Raw genomic sequence first — 26,400 nt, 5'->3', positions numbered from 1 at the left:
TTATTTTTTACTGTTTGAGATAAGCCTTCATTTTTTTGAAGGTTTCTTCCGAGATGATATGTTCGATGCTACAGGCATCTTTTTCAGCAACGGGCAAGGACACATCCAGGGCTTTTACCAGATATTCAGTAATTAAGCGGTGTTTTTCATAAACCTTCATCGCCCGATTTTTCCCTGCTTCGGTAAGATAGATCTGTCCATAACGTTCGTGCTCCACATAACCCAACTCCTTGAGCTTACGCACTGCGTCATTGGCACTGGCCTTGCTGACACTTAACTCTAATGCGATGTCGGTAATCCTGACACCTTTGCCATGTTTTTCACTCTCCAGATAAATGGTTTCGATATAATCCTCAATGGATTCGGTTAATTTTTTTTCCATTTTTACCTCTGCTTTTATCCTTTTGATTTATTTTTGATTGTTTTGCCTGAACCGACTGGGATGAGCTTACTTTTTTTGCCTGGGGATTCTGACGGTTGGAACTTTTTACCTTTTCCGGTATCAGTGCTTTTTTCCCCGATCCGATTAAATCCTCACGGTAGGCTTTCGTCAGTGCCTCATAAACCAGCAAATAATTATCTCGCTTTTGATACTGAACCAAAGCCCGTTGCATATTCTTTTCCCGTCCCTTAGGTACATAAACCACTTCCAGCGTCAAGGGATTGATCCCTGTATAGTACATTGCAGTAGCCACTGAACCCGGAGTCGGATAAAAATCCTGAACCTGCTCCGGAAAAAAGCCCATGTCCCGGATATACTCTGCCAGTTTGATCGCCTCTTGAAGGGTACAGCCGGGGTGCCCAGTGATGAAATAGGGTAAAATAAATTGATTTTTTCCAAGTTGATGATCAATCTGTTTAAAATCTCGGGCAAATTTTTCATAGACCTTGAAGGCCGGTTTACCCATATGACGCAACACCTCATCAGACACATGTTCCGGAGCAACCCGGAGCTGTCCGCTGATATGATACTCCACCAGTTCTTTAAAAAAGGTTTTATCCTTATCCAGAGCCATATAATCATAACGGATGCCCGACCGGATAAAAACTTTCTTAATCCCAGGCAACTTCCGGACCGCCCGAAGCGTTTCCAGATAGAGTTTGTGGCTGGGATCAATACTTTTACAGGGTTCTGGAGCTAAGCATTCACGATTGCTGCAATAACCTCGGGTTTCCTGTTTTTTACAGGCCAGGTGGGAAAAATTTGCAGTGGGTCCTCCAATATCATGGATATACCCTTTGAAATCCGGGTCCTTGGTCATCCGGCTTGCTTCGCGGACGATCGACTCCCAGCTGCGCATCTGCACGTATTTACCCTGATGAATGGCCAGGGCGCAAAAAGTACAATTGCCATAGCAGCCCCGGTTAGCAGTAATGCTAAACTTTACTTCTTCCAGGCCTGGTATCCCCCCAAGCTCATCATAGGCGGGATGCCAGTTATAGGTAAAGGGCAGATCATAAAGGTCGTCAAAGGCTTCTTGACTTAAGGGCAGTTGCGGCGGATTCTGACACAGGTAGCGATTTCCGGATTGCTGAAAATAGGTCTTAGGATCGTGAGCATTGTTACTCTGATAAATGAGGGCAGTGGCTTTGGCATAAGCCATTGGATGAGTCATCACTGCTTCGGTAGCCGGTAATACCACCCCATCATTTACATCTGCTTCCTTTTGAATCACAGCTGTTCCTTTAATATGGGTTAACTGATCCACCGGAATCCCAGCCTCCAAACCCTGAGCAATTTCAATCATGGCCAGCTCGCCCATCCCATAAACCAGTAGATCCGCCCGGGAATCAAACAGAATTGGTCGTCTGACCTTCTCCTGCCAGTAATCATAGTGGGCAAAGCGGCGCAAGCTGGCTTCGATACCACCAATAATCAGAGGGATGTCACCATAGAGCTCTCTAATTTTTCCACAATAAACGATGGTCGCTCGATCCGGCCGTAGACCTGCTTTTCCCCCAGGAGCATAAACATCCTCATGACGGCGTTTTTTGTTTACCGTAAAATGATTTACCATCGAATCCAGGTTGCCGGCTGTCACCAAAAACCCCAGTCGAGGAACGCCCAACTTTTTAAAATCAGCGTTTTCCCGCCAGTTGGGTTGGGCGATGACACCAACTGCAAAGCCTCTGGATTGGAGTACTCGGCCAATGATAGCCGCTCCAAAAGAAGGATGGTCTACGTAGGCATCGCCAGTCACGAGAATAAAATCACACTGATCAATGCCCTGGGCGTTCATCTCATTTTTTGACATCGGTAAAAAAACCGTATTTTTGTTATTTTTTTGATCAAAACGGGATTTTTGCCGATCATCGTTCATTGATTTCTTCATTCATACCCTTTCTTAATAATTTTTCACATCAATTAATAATAAACCTCTGAAATGATTACAATAAATTCAGAATACCCAAACGTTATGCTGCAGTTATTATTGACACACTCAAATCTTGAAGCACCTTCGTTTTAATTTTTACTGAAAAAGTCTGAAATAGATTGGAAAATTAATCAAAATCACACTGTAAACCACCATAAAGAAGGTTTGATTCAGTTCAATGGTCATCCCGATGGTGTCTCCGGTCATACCACCAATTTTATGCTGGAGATTTTTCATTAACAGCCAGGCGGGCAGTAAACAAATAACTGCAGTCAGTAATCCCGGCAAGCCTAAAATCAGGGTTGTATAACCCAGTAATAAGACCAGATAAATAATAAAATGGTGTAGCCTTGTCATTTCGACAAAGCGTTTACCCAAGCCGCCGCCCCCAGGAGCATAGGTGGAAAAACATGTCGACATGATCGCAGCTACCCGTCCAAAGACTGGTATAATCAAAATCGCAGTGCTGTGTTCTGGTAAAATGATGGTATAGCTCATCCAATTTGTTAAAATAATCAAGATCAGGCCAATCGCACCAAAAGCACCCAAACGGCTATCTTTCATGATTTCCATCATCTTCTCCCGATCTCTGGCGGAAAACAGAGCATCGGTGGTGTCGGCAAATCCATCCAGGTGTAAGCCACCGGTAAGCCAGATATAGGCGATCACCATGAGCAGGGCTTGGAGCTGAACAAAGTGAATAAACGAAAAAACAATGGAGGCCGCAAAGAGGATCAGCCCGATGAAAACACCCACCAGAGGGATTAAAATCATTGCGTCATAAAACTCCTCGGAACTGACATCCTTTAGTTTAATGGGTATTCGGGTAAAAAAAGAAATTGCTATTAAAATTTTTCGCATCTGTTTCTCCAGTTATTGTTAGTCGTCAGGCCGTTGCAAAATATTTTACGGATCGCTACCAATTTTGCAATAACCAATTTAAATTTCTGTATGGCAAAACCCAGAAAAAAGAAAAGCATGAATTTGCATTCATACTTTATGCGATCTTTATTTTCTGAATTTAGTTTTTAATTTACCTCATAAACACTCTATTTATACTTCATCCACAAAATCAAATCGATCGACAATCAGTTGTTTTAATTGTTCAACTGCTTTTTTTTCGTCATCGCCAGTTGCTTCGATTTGGATCTCATCGCCTTTTTGAACGGCTAAAATCATCACACCCATAATGCTTTTGGCATTAACCCGGGTTGCTTCTTTTTTGATATAGATTTCGCTTTTAAAGTCATTGGCTCTTTGTACAAAAAGAGATGCTGGTTTTGCATGAAGCCCTGCTTTGTTCGTAACGACTACTTTATCAACTATCACAATAATCCACCCCTTTACTATAAAATTCCCCTATGGTACTATTATAACCTCACCGTGACATTTTAGCAAGTATTGCACTTTTATTTCTTTTCACTTGTAAAATCTTTTTTTAAGTTTTATAATGTATGATATGTAAAATGAGATCTATACTTTGCGGAGGTGAAAAAAAATGAAAGTTACTAAAGATATGGGCATCATGGATGCTGTTAACGCATATCCGGATTCTGTCAACGTATTCCAGGCTTATGGAATGCATTGCTTTGGTTGTATGGCTGCACGTTTCGAAAACATTGAAGAAGGTGCCCTGGCACACGGAATCGACGTCGATGTGCTCATTAAGTCAATCAACGATGCGTTGGACGCAGTTGATCTGACAAAATAATCAAGTTAGCACTTAGCAACGTATTTTTACAAATGCGTTGCTTTTTTTTAATATTTATTAGCTTTTTATAATTATCCCCTTGAAATAACCAGATATAATTGTTACAATGAATAGAATTAAATCAATACGATAGAGGTGCGGACTTTAAGATTATCGGCGAAGACCATGGCAAGTGGGATGAAGCGCTGTGAAAGGAAAGCTCGCCGAAGGACCATGAATTGCCCCCATGATCCTGGGCTTACTGTAAAGAGCAGTAAGACTGTCATCATTTTTATGATGGAGTGCTATCTAGAACCCATAGAAATCGCATGTACGCGTTTCTTTGATTTTTAGCCGGTACACGTTACTGGCTTTTTTTATATCAAATTTTTGGAGGTCTTATGAAATCTTATAATGTTGCCGTTGTTGGTGCCACTGGCATGGTTGGTCAAAAGATGCTACAGGTACTGGCTGAGCTTAAATTTCCAGTTAAAAACCTATACCCCATGGCATCTAAGCGGTCCGCTGGCAAAGAAATTATTTTTAACGAAAAAACCTATGTCGTTCAGGAGCTTTGTGATGAAGCCTTTGACCAGGATATTGATATTGCCTTATTTTCAGCTGGCGGCGACACCAGCGAACGATTTTCCCCAGTCGCTGCCGCCAAAGGTGTCATTGTTATTGACAACAGCAGTGCCTTCCGGATGGATTCGTTGGTGCCCCTGGTCGTTCCCGAAGTCAACCCGGAAGACCTGGACTGGCACGGAAACATCATCGCCAATCCCAACTGCTCCACCATCCAGGCAGTGGTCGCTTTAAAACCACTGTATGATGCTTTCGGGATTAATCGGATTGTCTATTCCACCTATCAGGCTGTTTCCGGTTCTGGCGTCAACGGTTATGCTGACCTGGAAAGAGGGATCAAGGGCGAAGCCAATGCTTTCTATCCCCACCCCATCGCCTATAATGTGTTGCCCCACATTGATTCCTTTCTTGATAATGGCTACACCAAAGAAGAAATGAAAATGATCAATGAAACCCAGAAAATTCTCCATGACGATAGCCTACGGATTACCGCTACCACCGTGCGGGTGCCCGTTTACTACAGCCACAGTGAAAGTATCAACGTGGAGCTGAAAAAGCCTTTTGAGTTGGACTCGATCCGGTATATTTATGGCAATTCCTTAGGAATTGTGCTTCAGGATGATCCCGCCAACAATGTCTATCCCCTGGCTCGGACAGCTGAGAACACCGATGCTGTCTATGTAGGTCGTCTCCGTCGTGATTATAGCGTCGACAATGGTCTAAACCTATGGGTTGTTGCTGACAACATCCGCAAAGGCGCTGCCTCCAATGCAGTCCAGATTGCCTTTTCACTAATCGAACGCGGATTGATCTAGGCCACTAAATTAAGTATCGTTGGCTTTGAAGAACAATTATTTAATACGTCAACCCCCAAAAACAAATCAAAGGAGATTGAAAATGAGTATTTTTACAGGAAGCTGTGTTGCACTGGTTACCCCGTTTAAAAATGGAAAAGTTGATTTTGAACGTTTTCACAAACTGATCGACTGGCAGATCGAACAAAAAACCGACGCCATTCTAATTGCCGGTACCACTGGTGAAACCTCAACCCTCACCGATGCCGAACATTTAGAACTACTAAAAGATGCCGGGAAATACATTAACGGCCGGGTTCCTTATGTTGCTGGAACTGGTAGTAATGACACCGCTTATTCCATCATGCTTTCTAAGGAAGCCGAAAAAGCTGGTGCCGATGCTGCTCTGATTATTAACCCCTACTACAATAAATCGACCCAGCGAGGAATCATCGCTCATATTTCTGCTATAGCCAATGCCATCACTATTCCCGTGATTATTTACAATGTTCCCAGTCGCACCGGCATGAACATAGCCGTATCCACCATTAAAGAATTGAGCAAAATCGCCAATGTAGCTGCTGTTAAAGAAGCTAGCGGCGATATCAGCCAGGTCACCGAAATCGCCCGTGTTTGTGGTAGCGATATTGATATTTACAGTGGTAATGATGATCATGTACTACCAATACTATCTGTTGGCGGCAAAGGGGTCATCTCTGTCTCAGCCAATATTATTCCCGCTGATATGCACAATCTGGTGACCAGCTTTATGGCTGGCGATCTGGCTAAAGCCCGGGAACTACAATTTAAAACCAACCTGGTCAATCTGGCGATGTTCTATGAAACCAACCCCATTCCTATTAAAACCGCCATGGGTTTGATGGGAATGGACTCTGGAGAAATGCGACTGCCGCTAGTCGATATGGAAGAATCCAACAAAGAAAAACTGGTTGCCGATTTAAAAGCCTATGGCTTATTATAGGAGACTGCCATGATCAATATTTTACTCAGTGGCGTCTCTGGGGCCATGGGCACCACCCTCCAGCAGATTATTACCGCAAACCCAAACACCCAGGTGGTGGCCGGATTTGATCAGCAGGCTAACACCAGTCTGCCCTTTCCGGTTTACACCAATCTGGAAACCTGCGCCGAAGCAGTGGATGTGATCATCGATTTTTCACACTTTGCGGCTTTCCCGAAAATTTTCGGCTTTGCCAAAAGCAAAAAAATCCCCATTGTCATTGCTACTACTGGTCTGTCGGAAACCGATCTGACGGCCATCAAAGAAGGTTCCCTTGAATTTCCGGTTTTTAAAACCGCCAACCTATCGCTGGGCATCAATCTAATTGCCAAAATGTTAAACGAAATGGTAGCCAAGCTGGAAAGCGGCTTTGATATCGAAATTATCGAAAAGCACCATAATAAAAAACAAGATGCTCCCAGTGGCACCGCACTGCTGCTGGCCGACGCCATCAATGAGGGGCTGGAAACAAAAAAAGATTATACTTTTGGCCGCCATGGCCGTGATACCAAACGCACTGAAAATGAACTGGGCATCCACGCCATCCGCGGTGGCACAATCCCCGGCGAGCATTCTGTAATATTTGCTGGCAACGACGAAATCATCGAAGTCAGCCATATGGCTTTATCCAAAAAAGTCTTCGCCGAAGGCGCCGTCAAAGCTGCCCAATACCTGGTTGGAAAAGCCCCCGGGCTCTACGACATGTCGATGGTCGTCAACGACTAATATCTAAGAAAGGATCAATAAACAGTCGATTAATCATAACTGCTACTGATTTAGAGGTTAATCTCATGCATATCGTTGTTCAAAAATACGGTGGAACCTCAGTGGGTTCCACCGAACGGATTTTAAATGTTGCCAAGCGCATCATTGCAAAGAAACAAAACGGTCACCAGGTTGTGGTGGTGGTTTCAGCCATGGGCAAAACCACTGATGATCTGGTAAAGTTAGCCTATGAAATCAATCCCTCCCCACCCAAACGGGAGTTGGACCGGCTTCTATCTACCGGCGAACAGATCTCTATTTCGCTGCTATCGATGGCGCTCCAATCTTTAGGTCATAATGCCATTTCTTTCACTGGGCCCCAGGTCGGTATCCGCACCAGCGGCCGCCATACTAAATCGCGTATCGAAGGCATTGACACCACCAAAATTATGGAAGCCTTAAATGATGATAAAATTGTCATCATTGCCGGATTTCAGGGGGTCAATGAAAATGATGATGTCACCACCCTGGGACGGGGCGGCTCTGACACCAGTGCCGTCGCCTTAGCCTGTGTTCTGGATGCCCCCTGTGAAATCTACACCGATGTCGAAGGGATTTTCGGAGTAGATCCCCGGCTTTACCCCAAAGCTAAAAAACTGAACGCCGTCTCTTATGACGAAATGCTGGAGATGGCCAGTCTGGGTGCTGGGGTTATGCATCCTCGCGCCATTGAATTAGCGAGTAAATACGACACGACCATTTGGGTGGCTTCAAGTGAATACGAAGTACCCGGCACCATCATCAAAAAAGGAGAAAAAAATATGGAAGGACAATCCATCACCGGTGTGGCCATTGATAATGACGAAATGATGATCACCATTCGTGATATTCCTTTTGATACGAATATCACTTCTCAGTTTTTCAGTCAATTTGCCACCAAAAGTATTAACATCGACATGATCAGCCAAAGCGCTCCCATTGATGGTCTTATTAACATCTCATTTACCGCGCCGGCTTCTGATCTAAATGATGCCAAAAAAATTCTGTCTGCTTTTCAGGGAAAACATTCTGGAATCGGGGTCATCATCAATGAGAAAATTTCAAAGTTATCTGTTGTTGGCATTGGCATGCGCAGTCAGTCTGGTGTTGCTGCCAAATTTTTTCAACTTTTAGCCGATAATAACATCCAGATGTTGATGATCACCACGTCAGAAATTCGTATCAGTTGCATCATTCCATCAGACGATAAGGATCAGGCTGTCACCGCCACCGCCAAAGCCTTTGATTTATAAAATTAACTGAGCATTAATTAAAAACAGCAAATCCCGATTATCATAATAAGCCAGTAATCCAAGCGGCGTGTCTGGATTACTGGCTTATTGAATTAGGAAAACTTCCTATTATTTTTGGGGATGACGGGGGTTTTTCGATACAATGTCGATGGCGCGGGTTAGTTCACTGGTCAGATCGGCCTTATGCTGGGAGGTCATTTCATCAATTTTTGAAAATAAAAGCCCCTCGCGTGTTACAAAATAAGCAGGTTTTAATTTATTGAGCGCAATTGCCTTAATGTCTTCCATGCAAAGTTCACATCTGCATATTTCTGGATATTGTTCTAGCATATGTGGTAAAAATGAATCAACCACATCCTCCATGTAATTCTTTAACATCTCTTTCCCTCCAAATTTTGTCGAATTAGTATACTGCTGATAATTTAGTCAAACTGACACTTACAATTCTTAGTATACTATTAAAACAACTCCATTTCAACCGTTTTCAGCTCAATATTTGAAATTTGATTTTAAGCGATCGGAAAAAGCATTTCACATCAGACGGACCTGGTTTTTACCATTTTTCTTGGCCTGATACAAAGCCTGATCTGCTCGGTAAACGATGCTGTCAGCTGTTTCATCGTCCCTAAAAACAGATACACCCAGACTGATCGTAATACGTTCTTGTTCTGGAAAATAATGCTCACTGACTCGTCCCCTGATTTTTTCTGCCAGCTCCATCGCCTCACTAGAATCTGCATCCGGAAGAATTGCCAGAAATTCTTCACCACCCCATCGACCAATCAGATCAGATGATCGGATAACGTCTTTAAAAAGCCGTGCCAGTTCAATTAATACTGCATCACCAGCTAAATGACCGAAACGGTCATTAATATTTTTAAAGTGATCAATGTCGATCATAATCAAAGCAAAAGCTGTGGCCTTTGTTTTTGCCCGATCCAATTCATGCTCCAGAGCACAATCCAGTTTAACGCGATTACAGAGCTTGGTCAATTTATCGGTTTCTGAAAGTTCTTTCATTTCCCGTCGTATTTTTACTTTTTCAGTAATATCACGGGTAACCGCCAGCAGTTCCCGAAAGTTATTTTCTTCGTCATAAATTCCGGATAGCACGGTGTCAGTATAAATACTTTCGCCATCCTTGCGTACCTGTCGTTGCTCAAAATTGACCGGGTAGAACGGTTCTCCCTTTTCTACCATTTTTCTAATTGCGACCCTTTGTCGGTCCATCTCTTTTTGTACGCCAGGGAGAAAATAACCAATTTCGCGATAGTGGTTCAAAACTTCTTCAGGGGTATAGCCGGTTAGTTTTTCTACCGAAGGGCTAATATAGGTAAAATTACCTGACAGATCCACCGTTGCAATAATGTCACAAGCATGATCAGTCATCAGACGATAGTGCTCTTCAATTTCTTTGCTCGTCTTATCCCGCTTTTTGATAATATTAGCTTCCTGAAGCTTACCTGGTATGTTTTTTTCGCCCTTAATTCTGATACTTTTTGAGGCGATGCTCTTAATAACCCCACTGCTGGATCGTTTGACATTATTTTGAAATTGTTGAAACGAGTCCAGAATAAAACCATTGCCCTGGATCTTATGGTGAATATTTCCTGCACGCAGTGCTTCTGCAACACTTCTTACCGTCCGAAGACTCTGTTCCAGCACTAAAAAGTCAGCATCTCCCTCTGCTATATTGGGGATGTCGTTACTTAACTTTTTATTATTTAAAATTGTATTAACATAATTAATCATCGCTTTAGCGTCGTGACTTAACATTTTTCTCTGGCCTCCCTTCATTTAGTAACATTTACACAATTATTTTTTTGTATCATAAAACCTTAACAATCTACTTTAAATCTTTGTTCAAATTTTACGGGATTTTTGGTGAAACAAATAGTTTTGTATCATCAACTGCCGCAAATGAAACCTAAATGCACTAATTCATCCAAGTCGTAGGTGTCCTAGGTTTCTTTGACATTGACAAAGATTAATAAGCTTTAAAAAAACTGGCTAGCTAATTTTAGCTCACTTTTGGGGGGAAATGGAACCCCTAGCATCCAATCCTATTTAAAAAATCCACTTTCGTTTTTTATTTGTCTTTATCAGAACTGACTGGTTATATCGATACACCAAAAATAGCTCCGGAAATAAACGGGATCAACCAGATCAGCCAGACAATTAAGCTGAGTTTATGGAAATTTACCTTGGCTTTTTCATCACCCTTAACTAAGACCACCGTTGCCCAAACGGCATGTAACATCATCAGTACAATCGCGAGCATCCCCGTCATGCCGTGAAAATTTAGAAACGATCCCCCAGACGAAATTTTGCTCATCATTATTGTTCCCGTGGTGTCACAAACCAATCCGATATAAAACACAACTAAATGCCATGTTTTTAGCTGTCCTTGAATTTTTTCACCCCATACACCGATCGTATAGAATACCAGTGCCAAGGTAATGGATATGATAGCATAAATTAACATAATAAGATTCTCCTACTTATATTTATATTTTTTATCATAACTAACAAAATCAAATTGATCCAGCATCTATTGCGATGAATTCACGCTGTGTTATTGAATATTATACAGCAACCGACAATATAAAACAAAACCTAATAAAACTAAGAATCTAGCCAGTCAAACAATATGTCTGAGTGTGGGATAGGCCAAATCAATTTCGGATGCGTCAGATATCAGTCTAAGAATATCTTCCCAGATGTCATTATTGGTATCACGTCTTTGTTTTGGCAGACACAGGTATCTTAATGTCAATTCAACCCCACTTTCTTTAACATCGGTATAGACAATCGGGGTCAGATTGTTATATAGGATCATGTACTTTCTGGCTGTTGATTTTATTTGTTCTGCTGCTTCTTCAGTAAAATGAAGAGCATGATGATTGACAATTTCGGTCAGCTTTTCTTTAGCTAATTCCCAGTCACTTTCGAAGGTAATTAAAACTGAGATTTCATTCCAGATATATTTAAAGCCTTTGGTGTAATTAACGGTGGGATAAACAAAAACATAATGGTTGGGGATATCGACAATCCGTCCGGTGCTCTGTTCTCCAACCTGAATATCGGTGACTTCCATTAGCGAAAATTGAAACAAGCGAATGTCGATCACATCCCCCCGGCTATCGCCGATGAGGACGCGTTGACCGATTTCGAAGGGTTTTCGAATCATGATGAAAAACCAGGCTGCTATGTTAGCAAAGAGATCTTTAAGGGCGATTGCAATCCCCGCTGAGAGCAAACCAACATAAGTGGCAATATAAGCTGTATTTTGAGCCCACAAAACCCATAAGATGATCAGATAAACGCCTGAAAAAAGGTAATAAATCCGCTTTCTGAAAATATGATAACGACTGTTATCATCGATGTAGCGAAATAAAAGTCGGTTGATGATCGTGACAACTAGAATTGTGATAATCAACCATCCGATCGAAAAGATAATATTCAGGGTGTGATTATTTTCAATAAAATAGTTTGTAATTTCATTCATTAATTTCTCCAGACTTAAATTTTTAAACAATATTTTTATTAAAATAACAGTTTGTAGTCGGAAAACCGTTATCCAGGCAGTGTAACCAGTTACTGAGATAAGAAGGTTCCTCACTAAGTCTTAGTTCTTTATTTAATGATCATTCATCACCCAATTTATAAACATAGCAGCAATTTCCGGATCAAATTGAGTGCCGGAACCGTTAACGATGGCGCAAACTGCCTGGCTTTTATCCATTGCCAACTGATAGGGGCGGTCCGTAACCATCGTATCATAGGCCTCGGCAATCCCGATAATTCGTGATTGAAGAGGTATTTTTTTCCCCGATAGCCCCTTGGGATAACCACTACCATCCCACCATTCATGGTGACCCAAAATTGCCAAGGCAATCTCAGCCATATCTGGTGAGGTGTTGGTAATATGGTAACCGATTTCGGGATGTCGTTTAACGGTCACCCACTCATCAGCAGTCAAGTCTCCCTTTTTGTTTAAAACGTCCGGATTAAGGGTAACCTTGCCAATGTCATGGAGTAGCGATGCCCAGTTCAGGGTTTCCATTTCCCGACTGCTTAAATGCAGTTCCTCACCGATCCTTCGGGCATACTGGCTGATATTGTAACCATGGGTTTTCTCAAACCCGCTTTTGGCATACAGAGACGCCATGATCGCGCGAATGGTATCATCCCGAACCTGAGGTTTGAGCAGTAGTTTGTGCTTATACATCTGGTTTTCCGCATTTTTGAAGACCACCATCATATCCTCGGACAGGTTTTTTTTAGTATCCCAGCCAAAGGCAATAGAAAGCACACCGTGATCTACCGGTGCCAAGGCCACAGCCTGATTCATACGTTCGACGATTTTTGCAGTAACTACCTCATCGGTGTTGGGCAACAACAGTACAAACTCATCACCACCCCAACGGGCGGCAATATCGTTAGGCCGACAGAATTTTTTCATGATTTTTCCAGTAGCATAAATCACTCGATCCCCTGCCAGATGACCAAAAGCATCATTGATCATTTTAAGATTATTAATATCCCCCATAATAATTGAAAGTGGGAAATGACGACGACCGTCGATGCGTTTGAGTTCTTCCTCAAAATAGCGTCGATTGTAAAGACCCGTCAAATGATCATGATAACTCAGATATTCAATTCGCTCATTTTGGGCTTTTCGTTGCGAAATATCCCGAAAAATGAGAACCACCCCGGTAGTAACCCCATTGCTATCTTTTACTGGAGTCGCACTGTCTTCGATACTAAAACGATTTCCATATCGATCAGTAATCACGGCATGTTTGGTTGAAGTGGTAGTGAAATCCGTTCTAAGCACCTCGTCGACCGGATTTGACACCAGATATTCCAGATTCTCATGGGACAGATTAAAAATTAAATTAAAACTCTTCCCCTGTGCTTCATCATTGGTCCATCCGGTGAGTTCTTCGGCCACCCGATTGAGCATTGTGACGCGCTTCTCCAGATCGACCACAATGATCCCATCTCCAACACTTTTCATCACCTGGTTAAGATTTTTATGACTGCATTCCAGCTGATTAATCAGAAAATAAATCCCTGAAGCCACAAATAAAAGAATGCTGGCCCGGAGTACTGGCGCCATCAAAAATATGCCGTTGCTGAGATAGTCCATGACGATATGGAACATTCCCAGAAACATGGCCAGCTGGACCACATATTGTTTGTACCATAGACCTACCATTACAATCACCACATAAAAAAGATGAGTGTAGACGACGTCAATACCCTTAAAATAGTTGAAATAAACCGCCACAAAAATCGTCCCCAACAAACAGAGACCGACGATGGTGATGCGAATCTGATGATTATCTGTTACCCGACATTTTTCCATAGATTAACCTCATTTCGTCAATAATATACGATTTAAGCTCCTAAATGGATGCCGGCTAATCCGATCGGATCGGCGTACGACAATGAGGACAGAAATTTTCTTCGGTGAGTTTAACTCCCGCCAGGCTGGTTGGCTTGGAGCAGGTCATTGTTTTCATGAAATTTCTCCTTTATACTTTTCAGATAAATTCTTAATTAGAACATTAATTCACAGTGGCGTCATTGGAATAGCCACGCTTTTCCCAGTAACCTTTGAAGCTTTCATCACTGGATAGTTCAATTTTATTAACCCAGCGGGCCCATTTATACCCAAGTCTATCTTCGGCCACCACAATAAAAGGAAAACCCATTGACGCTGGCAATGACACGCCATTGGCCGAATAGGCTAATAATATGTCTTTGTCTTTAATGACTGTTAGTGGCATCGATGTGGTATAGCCATCGACACAGTGAAAGATCACGACGGTGGCATCATCTTTAATCCCTGCATCAACCAGCAAATCGTTAATGCGCACGCCTTCCCAGAGCACTGTAGCTTGCCATCCTTCAACACAATACAGGGTAATCAAGCGCTGCGCTTTTTCTTTTTCCAATACCTGTTCATAGGTATAACTTACAGGCTTATCGACCAGACCGGTCAATTGCAACTGATAGGTACTAAGATCTACTTCTTGAATCCCAGATATTGAATTGTCTCTGGGCCCGATGGCAGGGTCGAGCCGAACCCCCTGATATTCCCGAATTTCCAGTTCCTGATAGCGGCTGGCGGTCGCCTGGGAAACAGCATCTTCCTTTCCATTATCAACTTTTGAAAACAAGTTCATGTTACTGATAAAGTAAATGGCAACCACCACTGCAATTACCCCCACCACTAAAATAATTCTTCGTCGCATCGCATGATCTCCTTTTACCACTTTCGTGTGTATCTGTTTTATTATACTCTATCAGGCGGGTTAATTAACACCATTTAATTCGACCTCAACTCGGCAGGATGGAGTAAAACCAATACTTGTTTCCACCGACGTCACAATGGTTCCACTGCTTACTTCACCAGAAAAAATAGTACCCCGTCGTTTCCCAATTTCCATGATCTGTTTACTCATTTCTACACCTCTTTTAAAGTTTGATTCAATGAAGGGTAGCATTTATCATTTCTATGAGATGGTTAGGAAAATAATCATCGTCATTTTCTATTGAAATCAGCCGTTCTTTCATCCGTTGACCCAGTTTCCTGGCTGTTTCCTGATCACCATAGCACACCAGCCGTTTCAGTTCAGACACGCTGTCAGTCAAAGCATCCCCGCAGGCACTGACCCGTTTATAGCTGAGAAACCCTTTGTCCAGAAACCAGCTCAGGGTTCTTTCAAAATGCTGGTAAATCTGTTCGGGATCAATGCTGAGTGGTTGCAGGACCATCCCTTGCTCCAGCACCGGTTCTGACTGATCTTGGATCTGAAAGACCAGGGTGGCTCCTTCATAGCAGGTAAGTGCCTGGCCAAAAGCTTCGATGGACACGACTTGCCCATCAATAACCAGGCTGGCCAGATCTCTGGATTCTTCATCCAAGGTAATCCGGCCGGTACCAACACTATTTAAGCCGTACTGGCCATCACTCAAATGAATTGCATTACTGATTGGCTGATTCTCTGAATAACGCACCAGGGTCTTCTGGGCCAACCCCTTTGCGATCTTCTGGATTAACTGCAAATAGGCAAATGCCTGATTGTCCTCCGGTCTCGACTGCGTTTCAAATTCATAGCCGCCATCAATTTCCCAGCCCCGCCAGATGGCAATGCCCGGAAGCAGCAACAGTGAGATTTCAAATGTATGGTCATTCCCCTGAGGGTCTTTTAGAGACACGACCATCTCACAGGGATCGACGGCTGCGATCCCCAAGTGCTTTGTCATAATCTGGTTATGGCAGCTCAGGCAGAAATCACCACTTTCTTTAATATGTATGATGGCTTCATTTTGTTGGCATTGATTGCATTTCATACAACACTTCCTTTCTTATACATTGTTTTAATCTGTTAATCTTCAGGTTTAATAATCTATGGTAGGGACAAATATTGGTTCAGATCTCTATTGAGTTTTCAATCCTTTTTAAAATTCTTTTGTTACGGTTGCCGTTGCACCGGCTGCGGCCGGGAATGACTGTCTTTTTTTGGTCCAATCCCCTGAGTAAAAGCACAACCCTTGTGATAATTAGAGCAACCCCAAAATTCACCATGAACACTACGGCGAATCACCAGGCTGCCCCCACATTTGGGGCAGATCTGCTGCTGGGATTGCAGCTCACTGGGAAAACCAGCCATCAACTCTTTCACAAAGACCGACTTGTTACCATCTTGAACCAACAGCCAGGCCTTTTTCTTCGTCCGGGTCATGGCCACATAAAATAGGCGCCGTTCCTCCGAATAAAGATAATCCTCGGTATCGTCAAGCAGCAATTGAACCACCGCATCATTTTGAATTTTGCTCGGAAAACCATAGCTTTTTTCCTTATTATTTAGAATAAAAACATAGTCCGCCTGTAAACCTTTGGATCTATGAGCCGACAGAAATTCCATCTGTAAATCGGTTCTGGACGGATAGCTGACCTGAGTCTTACCGGTACGATTATCATACTGGCACTTAAACGGCGATTGGTCAAACAATTTAATATCATGATTATAACGACCAATAAAAAAGACACTGCTTTTTGGGGCAGCTCCATAATGGTCGCTTCCATAAATGTTACCATACTTCTTTCATTGTGCCCTTCAATCAGACCCAGTGAAAACTCACCCTCTGGATGGGATCGACCCGCCGCCACGGCACTCAATTTCTTTTTGATCTGCTTGGGGTTTTTCATCACAAAATGGCCGCTGACGTCAATCAAACTCCTGGAAAAGCGGTAGGTGGTTTCGATCTTGCTGGCTTCCGCAGCCCCCCAGTAGCTTTCAAAGTCCAGAATATAATTGATATCACTGCCCGCAAAACCATAAATACTCTGCCAGTCATCCCCGACACAAAATAAACCAAAATCCGACTGATTGCGCATCGCTTTCAGCAGGTTGTACCGGGCCCGGGAGATATCCTGATACTCATCCACAATCACATAGCCATAATGGTGCCGATACTGGCCACTGATCACATATTTTGTGGCCAGATTAATCATATCGTTAAAATCGATCTCATTATTTTTTTCGAGCTGGGTCTGATAAGCTTTAAAAACCGGTTCAATCAACTCAATGATCCGGTAATTACTGCGTAACTGATGCCCCTGATGGATGCGGTTTAATTGATAAAGCTGATCAAAGGGCTGATTATTAATCTTCACCAGACTGATCACAGTTTCAAACAATTGTCCCAGATTCTCGAAAAAATGACCCTGAGATTTTTTGATCTCAGCCCACAATTCAGCATCTGATTTGGGCTTAAAGACCACCTCGGCGGCCAGCAATTTTTCTTCCAGCACCTGTATCAGCTTGCCGTCTAAATGGTCATAGGCATAGAGCTCCAGCATCGTAGTATTGTTTTCAGCATGGATCTTGCGCTTCCACGCCATCCCTTGCTGATAGCTTTGGGTGGCAGTTTTGTTGGCCTTAGCCGTAAAATAATCGGGTACCTGCCCCTTGCGGTCAATGCCAAAATACTCAAGGTAGAGATCCGCATCCGGCAAATAGAAATCTGGAACATATCGGGCATACTCGCTGGTGGCGGTATCGGTCTGGTAAGGGCGTTCATACTGGTAATTAATACCTTTTTGATACAGATAATTGGCGATTTCCATTTCGCCATAACTTTTGACCACCTCATTTTTCAGGGTCACCGGCTGATTAACGGACAGATAATCCTGGTACTCCGTCTGGTCTTGAAAATCAAAGGCTGACTTTTCCCTGATCCGATAGAAGCTGAGATACTGGATAAACTTTCTCAGGTAAATCGGATCTTTGAGCAATTGATTGAGGGTTTCCTTAACAAAGGTTGACAGATTGATCTGAGTGATGTTTGGCTTGACCCCATTTACTGCCGTGATGATATTCATCCCCAGCTTGTGGAAGGTCATGGCCGCGATGTTTTCGCCGGTTTCTTTGTTAATCCGCTGACACATTTCGGTGGCCGAGGCGTTGGTAAAGGAAAGTACCAGAATTTCGGCTGGTTTGTATTTTTCCGCTTTAAGCAAAAATTTGATCTTGCCAATCACAGTGATGGTCTTTCCGGTTCCGGCGCCCGCAACGACCTGGTGATTGCGACCTTCTTTTAAAATACAGGCCAACTGCTGGGCGTCGAGGTTTTTCCCTTCAATCGGCAGGATCATCTTTTTTATATTTTCCAGCCGCGCTGTAATGTAGGCGTCGTTGTGTCGATTCACCTCATCCGCCAATTCGGAAAGCCGTTGCTGAAAAGCCTCGAAGCGATCAAGGGTATTTTTTTCCGCGGCCGTCATTTTCCTAGCCGTTCTAATGATCCCATCGGCACTGCTTAAGTAACGCCACTGATATTGCCATTGATCTAGTTCAGACGCATCAATATAGTGATCTGGATCGGCAAAGAGGGCATCCAACGAAAGTGTTGCGGTATTGAGTTCAGTGCTGATAGTGTCATTGTGACAATTGGCATGGTCTTTCTTGCGGCGCCGTTCGGCCAAGAACTTTTTTAAGAAACACATCGATCACCCTCCTTTTATCCGCAATGATAAAGCTAAACTAATAATGCGATAATCCCCTGACCGTATTTCTCAACCTTGACCGGGCCAAAGCCGGAAACTTCCAGCAGTTCAGCGGTGGTTTTTGGCATCCGGCCGATCAACTCCTGGAGCTGTTTATCGGTAAAGACGCAGTAGGCTTTAATATTTTCCGACCGGCTTTTTTCCAGGCGGTAGGCTTTGAGTTTGGCGACCAAATCGTCGTCGGGCTGGGCTGGCGCTGGCGGTTCAGGCACCGGAATCGGTTCAGCAGGCTTTTCGGATACGATCGGTTCCGCAAGCTTTTCGGTGATAATCGCTTGTGCGGGTGCTGGTTTATCGGGAGTCGGAGCTGCCACGTTGATGAGTTCGGCATATTTTTTGGCATAGTCGGTTGGATTGGGGGTGTGGTAACCCAGAATTCCTTCTGCTAATTCTTTCATACCTTTCTCACTGCTTGCCAATTCTTTGCTTTGTTTTTCGGCATTTTTGATATATGCAATTAATTGATCTGCCCGGATTACCTTGTCTTTGACTTCCTTATTTGCATATTTGGCATTGAGTACCGTTTTGGGATTGGCAAGAACGACAATGGACTTATGAAATTTATCAAAGCATTTGTCAAAACCAATTCGCATAATCAAACTTTTCTTGTTTGAACGGCATAGCTGTTTATAAACTTCCATATGTCGCTGATTCTGGGTAATCGGTGAATAGATCCCTTCCTTGACGGTACGGCCGTTCCAGGGATAGTTTCTGACAAAATTGCCCTGGTTATCGATGTTGATATTGCCATAAAGGTTCTTACACTCGATAAAAAAGATCAGTTTGCGGGTAACCACCACATAGTCGATCTGTGCCGACAGGTCTTCAAATTCGAGACGGAGATCGTGGATGATATACATCGGCATGCCGGAATTTTTCAGTTCAAAGGCAATATTCTGCTCCCCGACTTCGCCATAGCTGGCCAGAGTGATTTCCCGGGCAATGTCATCTTTGACTTTGCCGGTAGCCTGTTCCTGGAGTTCTTTGAGCCGGGCGATGTGCGAGGTGGTATCGGAATCTTCTTTTAGGAAGATGGGGGTAGCGAGGATGTTGAATAGGGACATGGGGGTGGCCTCCTTTATGCAATCTATAGTCTATCTTAACTTAAAATTCTTTCTGACTGTCACCACCACGGATAAACAGTCACCGTTTCTTTATCAAAATCAACCTCAGCCAATACTTTTTCAAGAGCTTCGCGGCCTTCTTCAGAGATGTCCTTGGTAATTAATTGTTCTATTTCTTTTTTCTCCAATATCGTGTACAGGCAATTTTCAATTTCTTTGCTGGCGTAAAAAGCGACGACACTCATGACGTCAAGCAGGTCATAATCATTCTTTACCGAATCAATGGTACGCATTTCACAGCGCACGTTGAAGGCGAACTCTTCGGGATTTTCGACATTGAAGTAACAATAGTTTTCATAGAACTTTTTTGTTTCACAAACGTCTAAGATAATATCTAAGCCCATGGTTTTCTCCTTTTACATTCAATCTATGGCTAGTCAAAATATCACTCAACCTACCCTCTAAAAACCGCATCATTATGATATTCAATAAACCGACTATCCGGTAAAAACTTATGCGGTGTTTCAATACGCTTACCTTCAAAACTAACGATCCAGTTTTTTGTTAGTTCATCAATATAATCATATTTGAGTTCATTGGATACCATGATTTCAAATTTTTTATTAATGGAAATTAGGCCCTGATCAAAGGCTTTATCATGGAGAGCGTTCAAACACAAACCGTTTGTGGGATTTGTTCGTTCTGTCTTAATATCGCTGTTCTTCCATGGTTTGATATGGCTAGCAACGAGTAAAGTATCCATTGCGATACCAGTTATACAACACCGGCTTTCGTAGGCATTTAAAACGGCTGATCTGAAAAAATTCTGGCCAATTCGTTGTTTTACAACACTATTTCTGTCCTTGCCTGGTGGTAGATTATCCAGGTCAATATTTGCCACTATTGCGATGTCCTCGTTTTCGATGTTGGCTAAAATCGCTTTGCTTTCAAACGCCAGTGCTTCCCAGTCATTTTGAAATTCTTCCCAGATCAGGCTTTCTAGTTTACTACCATTAGCCAAACCGTTGACTCCTCTTTTCCGTAGTTCTGGATCATAACTGGCGAGATTGCACATTTTCATCGAGACAGCAGACGTGGTTCTTTTAAGTAATTTGGAAAGCGCTATAATTTCAGTATTATGTGAATGAATCTTACCAAAAGGTGTTCTACAATATAATTCAAATGCCAGTATGGTTTCTTCTCTTGTCCAATTGTTTCTTGCCATATTTTTTAACCACTACCCTTTACCTTATCAATTCATCAACGCTCAGTTCAATTCTAACTTCTTCTCCCCAACCACATTCAACCACTTCTCCCACTCCGATCATCGCGTGCATAGGCAATGATAAATGTCTCCACTATCTACTAGTCTGCAAGCTGTTCTGCAGTAATTTATTACCGCCCTTTAGACAGATCGTGAAATTCCGGCCATCTTGTACCCCTAATAAATCGCACTAATTAAAATTGAAAATTTGTGACAGTAGCGCTATTTTTACATTGACTTAATTTTACTGAATTAAACTTGCGGAGTTAGGCTGAAGTATTTGATATATTGTTATCAATAAAGTGTTCGCCGCTTTTTCCATATTCATCTGAACATTTCTTAATCAATAAATTTTTTTAAATACCTACGATCTAAAAAAGAATATTTCAAATGCAAGAGATAACAGATTAAATAAATCTTCAAGGTACAAAATGCCGGAAAAATCATTCTACCGCTGGAACTAAATTCTTTACATATTTTATTAAATTTGTAGTCGTTTCTTTTCTTTCAAAAACCTTTCTATCAGAAAGCACTTCTTCTAAACTTTTTTCTTTCGTAAGACATTCTTCTATTATTTCAATAATTCTTTTTAACAGTTCATTTAGTTTGTTATCATCAAGTAGAATTAACTCAATCATTTTACTATTGTTTTCAGATTTTTTTCCTATACCTATTGCAATCTCTTCTAATGGACAACACAAATACTTCAAAAGCATAATAATATGCCACCTTGCACGTCTAAATTTCCTGCCATCCTCGTTATTCTGAACGAATCTTTCAACTTTATACCAGGAAAGACCACTAACATAATACGAATTTAGATAAGATATGTCAGAATCTTTAAATAATAAGCCCCGTGTGTTTTTTTCAACTTTACCATATTGACCTGAAACCTCGTGCGGCAAATCAAAAAATAAAGCTGCCGTAGATTTTATTTGAAATGGTATATTCAAAATTTTTGTTCTTGAGATATTATCGTCTCTATATTGCTCAGTTCTTCTTTCATAGTATAATGGAAAATTATTTTTTTTAAGTTTTGTTGTATAATATTGTTCAATTGATTTTTGAATATGGGACAGTGCTGCAATTTGTTCTGGTTTTAATGGTGTTTGACTGTTTGTAGCTCTAATAATCGCATTTTTTGTATCTTCGTCTTCTGTAGCAATTAATCTAATGGGTATATAAATATCATTATCCTTATCTAATGACTCTAGACATTCAAAAATAACATTACTAGTTTGACAACCATTTACTATTTGATAATTCACTAAAGTTAAATCTTCTGAATTCAATGTGACCTCATCACCAATTATAGTTATACCATTATTGAGTAAGCCAAATAAATAATTTTCCTTCCCAATCAACTGATTTTTCATATCAAAGTTGACTTCAAATTTTTCTTCTGCACCCAAATAGTAACGTATATTGTCATCAAATATTCCTTTTCTTAATATTTTTTGGCCACCAACATCATCTGTCAAGATTTTGATAAATTCTTCTAATTTTATTAATCCATAATAACCATTTTTAATCTTATTACTAATATCTTTGGGATAAGGTACAGGTTGCTTTGCCATATTTATTGAGATTTCTAATTCTGAAGTCACTTTTGACTGCAGATTCATGACATCCTTAATACCTAAAAATTCAGGTATATTAACTTCACTAAAGAGATTCATTTCATTAATATCATCAATACCCATGAATACTGTCGATTTTAGATGTGGATCTGTTAAATCTATTTTTTTAGGAGATAGACTAACAAATTTTAATTTTAGTGTTGGTGATTTTTTAAACTTAGAACTCTTAGAGTAAATATATTTTGCTATTTCCCATTGTGCTCGCAATTCAGTAATCTCACACTTGTCAAAATTGAAAAATCTCCTAATCGCAGATAAAAAATCCGAAATGTCTTGTCTATCAAATTTATCAGTTGTTTTTGATTGAATAAAAAAGAAACTAACCTCAAATTTTCTTAAGCCTTCAACTATTAAGTCAACATCTTCTTCACTTGTAACTAGTTTGTCAGAGACAAATATAGCTAAACCATCAATTCCGAAGGCAGTGCCTGTTTCCATTTCTTCAAATGTTGCACTTGGATCATTCCCATATAACGATAGTATTAAACTATTAATATATTGTTCAAAAATCGTATGCTGATCTCTAGCTTTACTTGATGAAATTTCATATTGATTAATAAAATTTTCAACATATGATTCAATTATTGGATGTGAAATCTTAGTAACTTTTGCCATTTTTTCTCTCCTCATTTTTAATATTATTGCTGTCTTTTAACTGTACCATTTGATATCAATATAACCGCTCCCCTATCACATTCAACCACTTCTCCCCACCCCTGCCATCTCTAACATCCCCTGTCACAAAGGTCTCCACAACCTCCAACCCCGCCACCGGCGCAATCAACATCGCCAGCCGTTCCTCATCCAAATCCGTAAAATACCGGCCATTCCGCTCCCCTTCAAAATCCCCATACTTAAAGGAAGCATACAAATAACCGCCAGGACGTAAGGCCCGGGCGACTTTTCGGAAAATATCGGTCAGTTCGGCATAGGGTACATGAAGCAGCGAGGCGCAGGCCCAGATCCCGTCAAAGGCCTGATCAAAATCCAGCTCATCAAAGGTCTGGCAGAGCACCGGCTGGCCAATGTAATCCCCGGCCAGGCGGCAGCAGCCTTCCGAACCGTCGATGGCGGTGATCTGATAACCAGCGACCAGAAAGGCTTTGGCATCCCGGCCGGAACCACATCCCAGATCGAGAATATGTGCCTGCAACGGCAGCAGCTTTAAAAAGCGGCGCTGCAGTTTACCAAGGTCGGCATCGATGGTACCCTGGACAAAGGTCTGGGCGGATTGGTTGTAGTATTGGAGGGTTTTATTGGGCTTTGTCATGATCTTCTCCTAAAATGGTTTACTTATGGGTTTCGTTTTTCCAGCCGTTCTTTATAAAAACGCTTGGTGCGATAATCGATAATATCTTTGAAATGTTCAACAAAAACCGGGTTGGCAAGATAACTTTCCAGTTCGGGTGCCAGACAGAAACTATCACCATTCAGATAAAAGAATTCCCCGGCCGATTGGGCCAGAAAATGAACCGGGTTACGGTTGGCCAGGCTGACGTATTCTTTTTTGCCCCAGCTCATGGCCTGGGCGGTACTTTTGTCCCGGAGCAGATCGACCCGGTTGGAACCCTTTTCGTAGAAAGCCTTGAAGCTCTGGTAAAGATCTTCGTCATCAATTGCCAGCTTCATCTGGCCGCCGTTATAAAAAGCCAGCAGCACCGGCATCTTGTAGGTTTTGGACATGGCGGTGTTTTCGATATTTCTGAGAAAAGCGTGTCCCGGGGTTCCCAGCAGTTCTTTTTCAGCTGCGGTGATCTGGCCGATCGCATCAAGAAAGGACAGATAATTCCGGAACGGATTGAGCTCTTTTTTACTGCGGATGGTCTGATAGACCGATTCGTCCAGATGGACATAGAGATCCAGTCGCAGCGGCCGTCGGCCCAGTTCATCGCTGATGCGGTAAAACTCATCCAGCACCCGATCCTTAATTTTTCTCTGATCTCCGGCCATTTTTTTGAACAGATCAATCAGCTGGAAATCAAAATCGACCAGACAGTCCACCGGGTAATCGTCTTCCCGGGGCAGCCGGAAGCCGGATCGGCCGGAGGGTTCGGGCTGGGCTTCGCTGGTCAGCAGGAAAGGCACCAGATTGGCTTTTTTGTAATTGCCGATAAAATCCAGCACGTTGACAGAGTTTTTCCCCCGGGTCTTGCGCAGGCCCCGGCCCAGTTGCTGTAAAAAGACTATCGGTGACTGGGTCGGTCTTAAAAACATCACCATATCCAGTTCGGGGATATCCAGCCCCTCGTTAAACATATCCACCGAAAAAATGACCGCGAGCTTACCGGTTTTCAGATCGCTGATGGCCGTTTCCCGATCCTTTACCAGATCCCGCTGTTCGGCATTGACAGCACCGCTGATCACGGCGCAGCAGGCGATGCCCTGTTCCCGGAAATAATTGGTCATATACAGGGCATGATGACGGTTGATGCAGAAGCCCAGGGCTCGGCGGCTGTCATATTTGGCATAGTGCTTAAAAATCAGGTTGCCCCGCTTGTTGACGCTGGCCAGTTGGGTCAGCTGCTCGCTGTCGTACTGGCCGTTGCGGAAATCGACGTGGTCATAATCCAGATCATCATAGATACCATAATAGCGGAAGGGCACCAGCCAGCCTTTGTTGATGGCTTCTTTGAGCCGTACCTCATAAACCACGTTGTAATCGCAGAGGGCAAAAACATCCTGATTATCCAGCCGCTCCGGGGTGGCCGTGAGACCCAGCATAAATTTCGGACGGAAATAATCGATGATGTGCTGATAATAGTCGGACACGGCGTGATGGAATTCATCGATGATAATATAGTCAAAGGCATCCGGGGCAAAGGGGCCATTCGCCAGATAGGCGGGATTCCCCAGCGTCTGAACCGAGGCGAAAATAATATCGGCGTCGGTGTCTTTCCGGGTGCCGTTGAAGTGGCCGGCGGACAGCTCCGGGCGCACGCATTTGAAAGTATATTCCGCCTGGCTGAGGATTTCGTCGCGATGAGCCACAAACAGAATCCGGGAAAAACCACGGGAGTCAAAGGCTGCCAGAAAGGTTTTGCCGATGCCGGTGGCCGCCACAATCAGGCCCTTGTCGAGATTTTCCCGGCGAAAGTTTTTAAGGGCATAGAGTGCTTCCACCTGAGCGCGTCGGGGTTGGGGAAAAGCAATCAGCGGCTGTGGGGCCGGGACAACCGGAACAATAATAAACGCCGCCTGTCCTTGAGCCACCCGGTCAGGTGTTTCTTCTGCTTCGATAGCTGCTTCACTTTCTTCAATCTGCTGATAAATTTTCGGGCGTATCCATCGTTTGGAGTATTTTTTCAGCTCAACATCATCGATGATCAATGAATGGTTGGTTAACAGATCCTCAAAGGTCTGACGGAAGAATTCGCAATCATCGCGATGCTCCCGGGAATTAATTCGGTAGTTCCACTCAATCCCATCAGTGAGAGCTGATTTAGACAAGTTGGAGGAACCGACAAAGACTTCTTCATATTCCGGATAGCGGAAAAAATAGGCTTTGGCGTGGAAGGAGTGATTGCGGATATTGTAAAAACGGAGATCAAGTCGATCGCCCAAGGCATCTTTGAGCAGATACAAGGCTTCGGGCTGGGTGATATTGAGATAATTGCCGCAGAGAACTCGAATCTTGACTCCTTTGTTAGCGGCGATTTTGAGATCATCCAGCACCAGCCTGATTCCCGACACCATTAAAAAAGACACATTCATGTCAATTTGCTCGGCTCTGGTGATGGCTTCTTTCAGATACTGATAGAAATGATCTGCGGCTCCGGTGACGCAATTCTGATTAAATGCATTGGCACCAATCTGATATCTTCCCATGTCTTCCTCTTTCCGTCTTTGTTAATCACGATCAATTCAAACTAACTAGCTAGGCAAA

25 protein-coding genes and 1 riboswitch are annotated in these 26,400 nt (G+C 42.6%); of the genes, 5 read left to right on the top strand and 20 right to left on the bottom strand.

The genetic code is table 11. The annotated features are described in order from the left end of the window. Nucleotides 1-7 precede the first annotated feature (7 nt). The 4 genes from ACIZ62_RS08495 to ACIZ62_RS08480 all read right to left on the bottom strand — a co-directional run bounded on the left by ACIZ62_RS08495 (nt 8) and on the right by ACIZ62_RS08480 (nt 3,704). A complete protein-coding gene (locus ACIZ62_RS08495) occupies nt 8-382 on the bottom strand; it encodes a metal-dependent transcriptional regulator (protein WP_414151712.1) in 375 nt (124 codons plus the stop codon). After that, a complete protein-coding gene (locus ACIZ62_RS08490; RefSeq protein WP_414151711.1) occupies nt 354-2,333 on the bottom strand; it encodes a YgiQ family radical SAM protein in 1,980 nt (659 codons plus the stop codon). Before ACIZ62_RS08490 ends, ACIZ62_RS08495 begins: the two co-directional genes overlap by 29 nt. Nucleotides 2,334-2,471: 138 nt before the next feature. Next, entirely contained in the window at nt 2,472-3,236 is a 765-nt protein-coding gene (gene cobS, locus ACIZ62_RS08485; protein WP_322520041.1) for an adenosylcobinamide-GDP ribazoletransferase, read from the bottom strand. Nucleotides 3,237-3,428: 192 nt separating this feature from the next. Further along, entirely contained in the window at nt 3,429-3,704 is a 276-nt protein-coding gene (locus ACIZ62_RS08480) for an HPr family phosphocarrier protein (RefSeq protein ID WP_111887011.1), read from the bottom strand. Between the two features lie 169 nt (nt 3,705-3,873). On the opposite strand from ACIZ62_RS08480, the gene ACIZ62_RS08475 reads away from it, so the two are divergent. The 5 genes from ACIZ62_RS08475 (at nt 3,874) to ACIZ62_RS08455 (ending at nt 8,462) form a co-directional block, all read left to right on the top strand. Next, complete coding sequence (locus ACIZ62_RS08475) at nt 3,874-4,086, top strand: DUF1858 domain-containing protein (protein ID WP_204355465.1); 213 nt, start codon at nt 3,874-3,876, stop codon at nt 4,084-4,086. Nucleotides 4,087-4,208: 122 nt separating this feature from the next. Further along, a riboswitch (Lysine riboswitch) is annotated at nt 4,209-4,381 on the top strand. A gap of 85 nt (nt 4,382-4,466) precedes the next feature. Next, the gene (locus ACIZ62_RS08470; RefSeq protein WP_111887012.1) at nt 4,467-5,465 is read left to right on the top strand and encodes an aspartate-semialdehyde dehydrogenase; all 999 of its coding nucleotides are present in this window, start codon (nt 4,467-4,469) and stop codon (nt 5,463-5,465) included. A gap of 82 nt (nt 5,466-5,547) precedes the next feature. Next, nucleotides 5,548-6,426 (top strand): 4-hydroxy-tetrahydrodipicolinate synthase, encoded by an 879-nt coding sequence (dapA, locus tag ACIZ62_RS08465; RefSeq protein WP_111887013.1) that lies wholly within the window; start codon nt 5,548-5,550, stop codon nt 6,424-6,426. A gap of 9 nt (nt 6,427-6,435) precedes the next feature. After that, the gene (gene dapB, locus ACIZ62_RS08460; protein ID WP_414151710.1) at nt 6,436-7,191 is read left to right on the top strand and encodes a 4-hydroxy-tetrahydrodipicolinate reductase; all 756 of its coding nucleotides are present in this window, start codon (nt 6,436-6,438) and stop codon (nt 7,189-7,191) included. Between the two features lie 65 nt (nt 7,192-7,256). Continuing rightward, the gene (locus ACIZ62_RS08455; RefSeq protein WP_414151709.1) at nt 7,257-8,462 is read left to right on the top strand and encodes an aspartate kinase; all 1,206 of its coding nucleotides are present in this window, start codon (nt 7,257-7,259) and stop codon (nt 8,460-8,462) included. Nucleotides 8,463-8,570: 108 nt separating this feature from the next. Here ACIZ62_RS08455 and ACIZ62_RS08450 read toward each other — a convergent pair whose 3' ends face one another. From ACIZ62_RS08450 to ACIZ62_RS08375, 16 genes are all read right to left on the bottom strand, one after another. After that, the gene (locus tag ACIZ62_RS08450; protein ID WP_111887016.1) at nt 8,571-8,840 is read right to left on the bottom strand and encodes a late competence development ComFB family protein; all 270 of its coding nucleotides are present in this window, start codon (nt 8,838-8,840) and stop codon (nt 8,571-8,573) included. Nucleotides 8,841-8,993: 153 nt separating this feature from the next. Next, nucleotides 8,994-10,238 (bottom strand): diguanylate cyclase, encoded by a 1,245-nt coding sequence (locus tag ACIZ62_RS08445; protein WP_414151708.1) that lies wholly within the window; start codon nt 10,236-10,238, stop codon nt 8,994-8,996. 340 nt (nt 10,239-10,578) lie between these two features. Then, the gene (locus ACIZ62_RS08440) at nt 10,579-10,947 is read right to left on the bottom strand and encodes an HsmA family protein (RefSeq protein ID WP_111887018.1); all 369 of its coding nucleotides are present in this window, start codon (nt 10,945-10,947) and stop codon (nt 10,579-10,581) included. A 156-nt stretch (nt 10,948-11,103) separates the two neighbouring features. Then, nucleotides 11,104-11,970 (bottom strand): mechanosensitive ion channel family protein, encoded by an 867-nt coding sequence (locus ACIZ62_RS08435; protein WP_111887019.1) that lies wholly within the window; start codon nt 11,968-11,970, stop codon nt 11,104-11,106. A 132-nt stretch (nt 11,971-12,102) separates the two neighbouring features. Next, on the bottom strand, nt 12,103-13,836 hold the full coding sequence (locus tag ACIZ62_RS08430; RefSeq protein ID WP_414151707.1) for an HD domain-containing phosphohydrolase: 1,734 nt from the start codon (nt 13,834-13,836) through the stop codon (nt 12,103-12,105). A gap of 202 nt (nt 13,837-14,038) precedes the next feature. Continuing rightward, nucleotides 14,039-14,728: a molybdopterin-dependent oxidoreductase gene (locus tag ACIZ62_RS08425; RefSeq protein WP_414151706.1), complete on the bottom strand. Its 690-nt coding sequence runs from the start codon at nt 14,726-14,728 to the stop codon at nt 14,039-14,041. A gap of 60 nt (nt 14,729-14,788) precedes the next feature. Continuing rightward, entirely contained in the window at nt 14,789-14,938 is a 150-nt protein-coding gene (locus tag ACIZ62_RS08420) for a hypothetical protein (protein WP_414151705.1), read from the bottom strand. A gap of 25 nt (nt 14,939-14,963) precedes the next feature. After that, nucleotides 14,964-15,830, bottom strand: coding sequence for a hypothetical protein (locus ACIZ62_RS08415; protein WP_414151704.1), 867 nt, complete (start codon nt 15,828-15,830; stop codon nt 14,964-14,966). A gap of 122 nt (nt 15,831-15,952) precedes the next feature. Then, the gene (locus tag ACIZ62_RS08410; RefSeq protein ID WP_414151703.1) at nt 15,953-16,405 is read right to left on the bottom strand and encodes a 3'-5' exonuclease; all 453 of its coding nucleotides are present in this window, start codon (nt 16,403-16,405) and stop codon (nt 15,953-15,955) included. Continuing rightward, nucleotides 16,345-18,489 carry a UvrD-helicase domain-containing protein gene (locus tag ACIZ62_RS08405; RefSeq protein WP_414151702.1) on the bottom strand — a complete coding sequence of 715 codons (2,145 nt, stop codon included), beginning with the start codon at nt 18,487-18,489 and terminating at the stop codon, nt 16,345-16,347. Before ACIZ62_RS08405 ends, ACIZ62_RS08410 begins: the two co-directional genes overlap by 61 nt. A 32-nt stretch (nt 18,490-18,521) precedes the next feature. Beyond that, nucleotides 18,522-19,613: an NERD domain-containing protein gene (locus tag ACIZ62_RS08400; protein WP_414151701.1), complete on the bottom strand. Its 1,092-nt coding sequence runs from the start codon at nt 19,611-19,613 to the stop codon at nt 18,522-18,524. A gap of 59 nt (nt 19,614-19,672) precedes the next feature. Next, the gene (locus tag ACIZ62_RS08395) at nt 19,673-20,017 is read right to left on the bottom strand and encodes a hypothetical protein (RefSeq protein ID WP_414151700.1); all 345 of its coding nucleotides are present in this window, start codon (nt 20,015-20,017) and stop codon (nt 19,673-19,675) included. A gap of 50 nt (nt 20,018-20,067) precedes the next feature. Beyond that, the gene (locus tag ACIZ62_RS08390) at nt 20,068-20,634 is read right to left on the bottom strand and encodes an HNH endonuclease (protein ID WP_414151699.1); all 567 of its coding nucleotides are present in this window, start codon (nt 20,632-20,634) and stop codon (nt 20,068-20,070) included. A 686-nt stretch (nt 20,635-21,320) separates the two neighbouring features. Then, complete coding sequence (locus tag ACIZ62_RS08385; RefSeq protein ID WP_414151698.1) at nt 21,321-23,132, bottom strand: AIPR family protein; 1,812 nt, start codon at nt 23,130-23,132, stop codon at nt 21,321-21,323. Nucleotides 23,133-23,187: 55 nt separating this feature from the next. Further along, nucleotides 23,188-23,787 carry a class I SAM-dependent methyltransferase gene (locus tag ACIZ62_RS08380; protein ID WP_414151697.1) on the bottom strand — a complete coding sequence of 200 codons (600 nt, stop codon included), beginning with the start codon at nt 23,785-23,787 and terminating at the stop codon, nt 23,188-23,190. A gap of 23 nt (nt 23,788-23,810) precedes the next feature. Then, nucleotides 23,811-26,342, bottom strand: coding sequence for a DEAD/DEAH box helicase family protein (locus ACIZ62_RS08375; protein WP_414151696.1), 2,532 nt, complete (start codon nt 26,340-26,342; stop codon nt 23,811-23,813). Nucleotides 26,343-26,400 lie beyond the last annotated feature (58 nt).

Source organism: Acetobacterium carbinolicum (assembly GCF_047456275.1).
GTDB classification, from domain to species: Bacteria; Bacillota; Clostridia; order Eubacteriales; family Eubacteriaceae; genus Acetobacterium; species Acetobacterium carbinolicum.
Note: the sequence above shows the minus strand (reverse complement) of the source record. Positions and strands in the feature narration are given on the sequence as shown.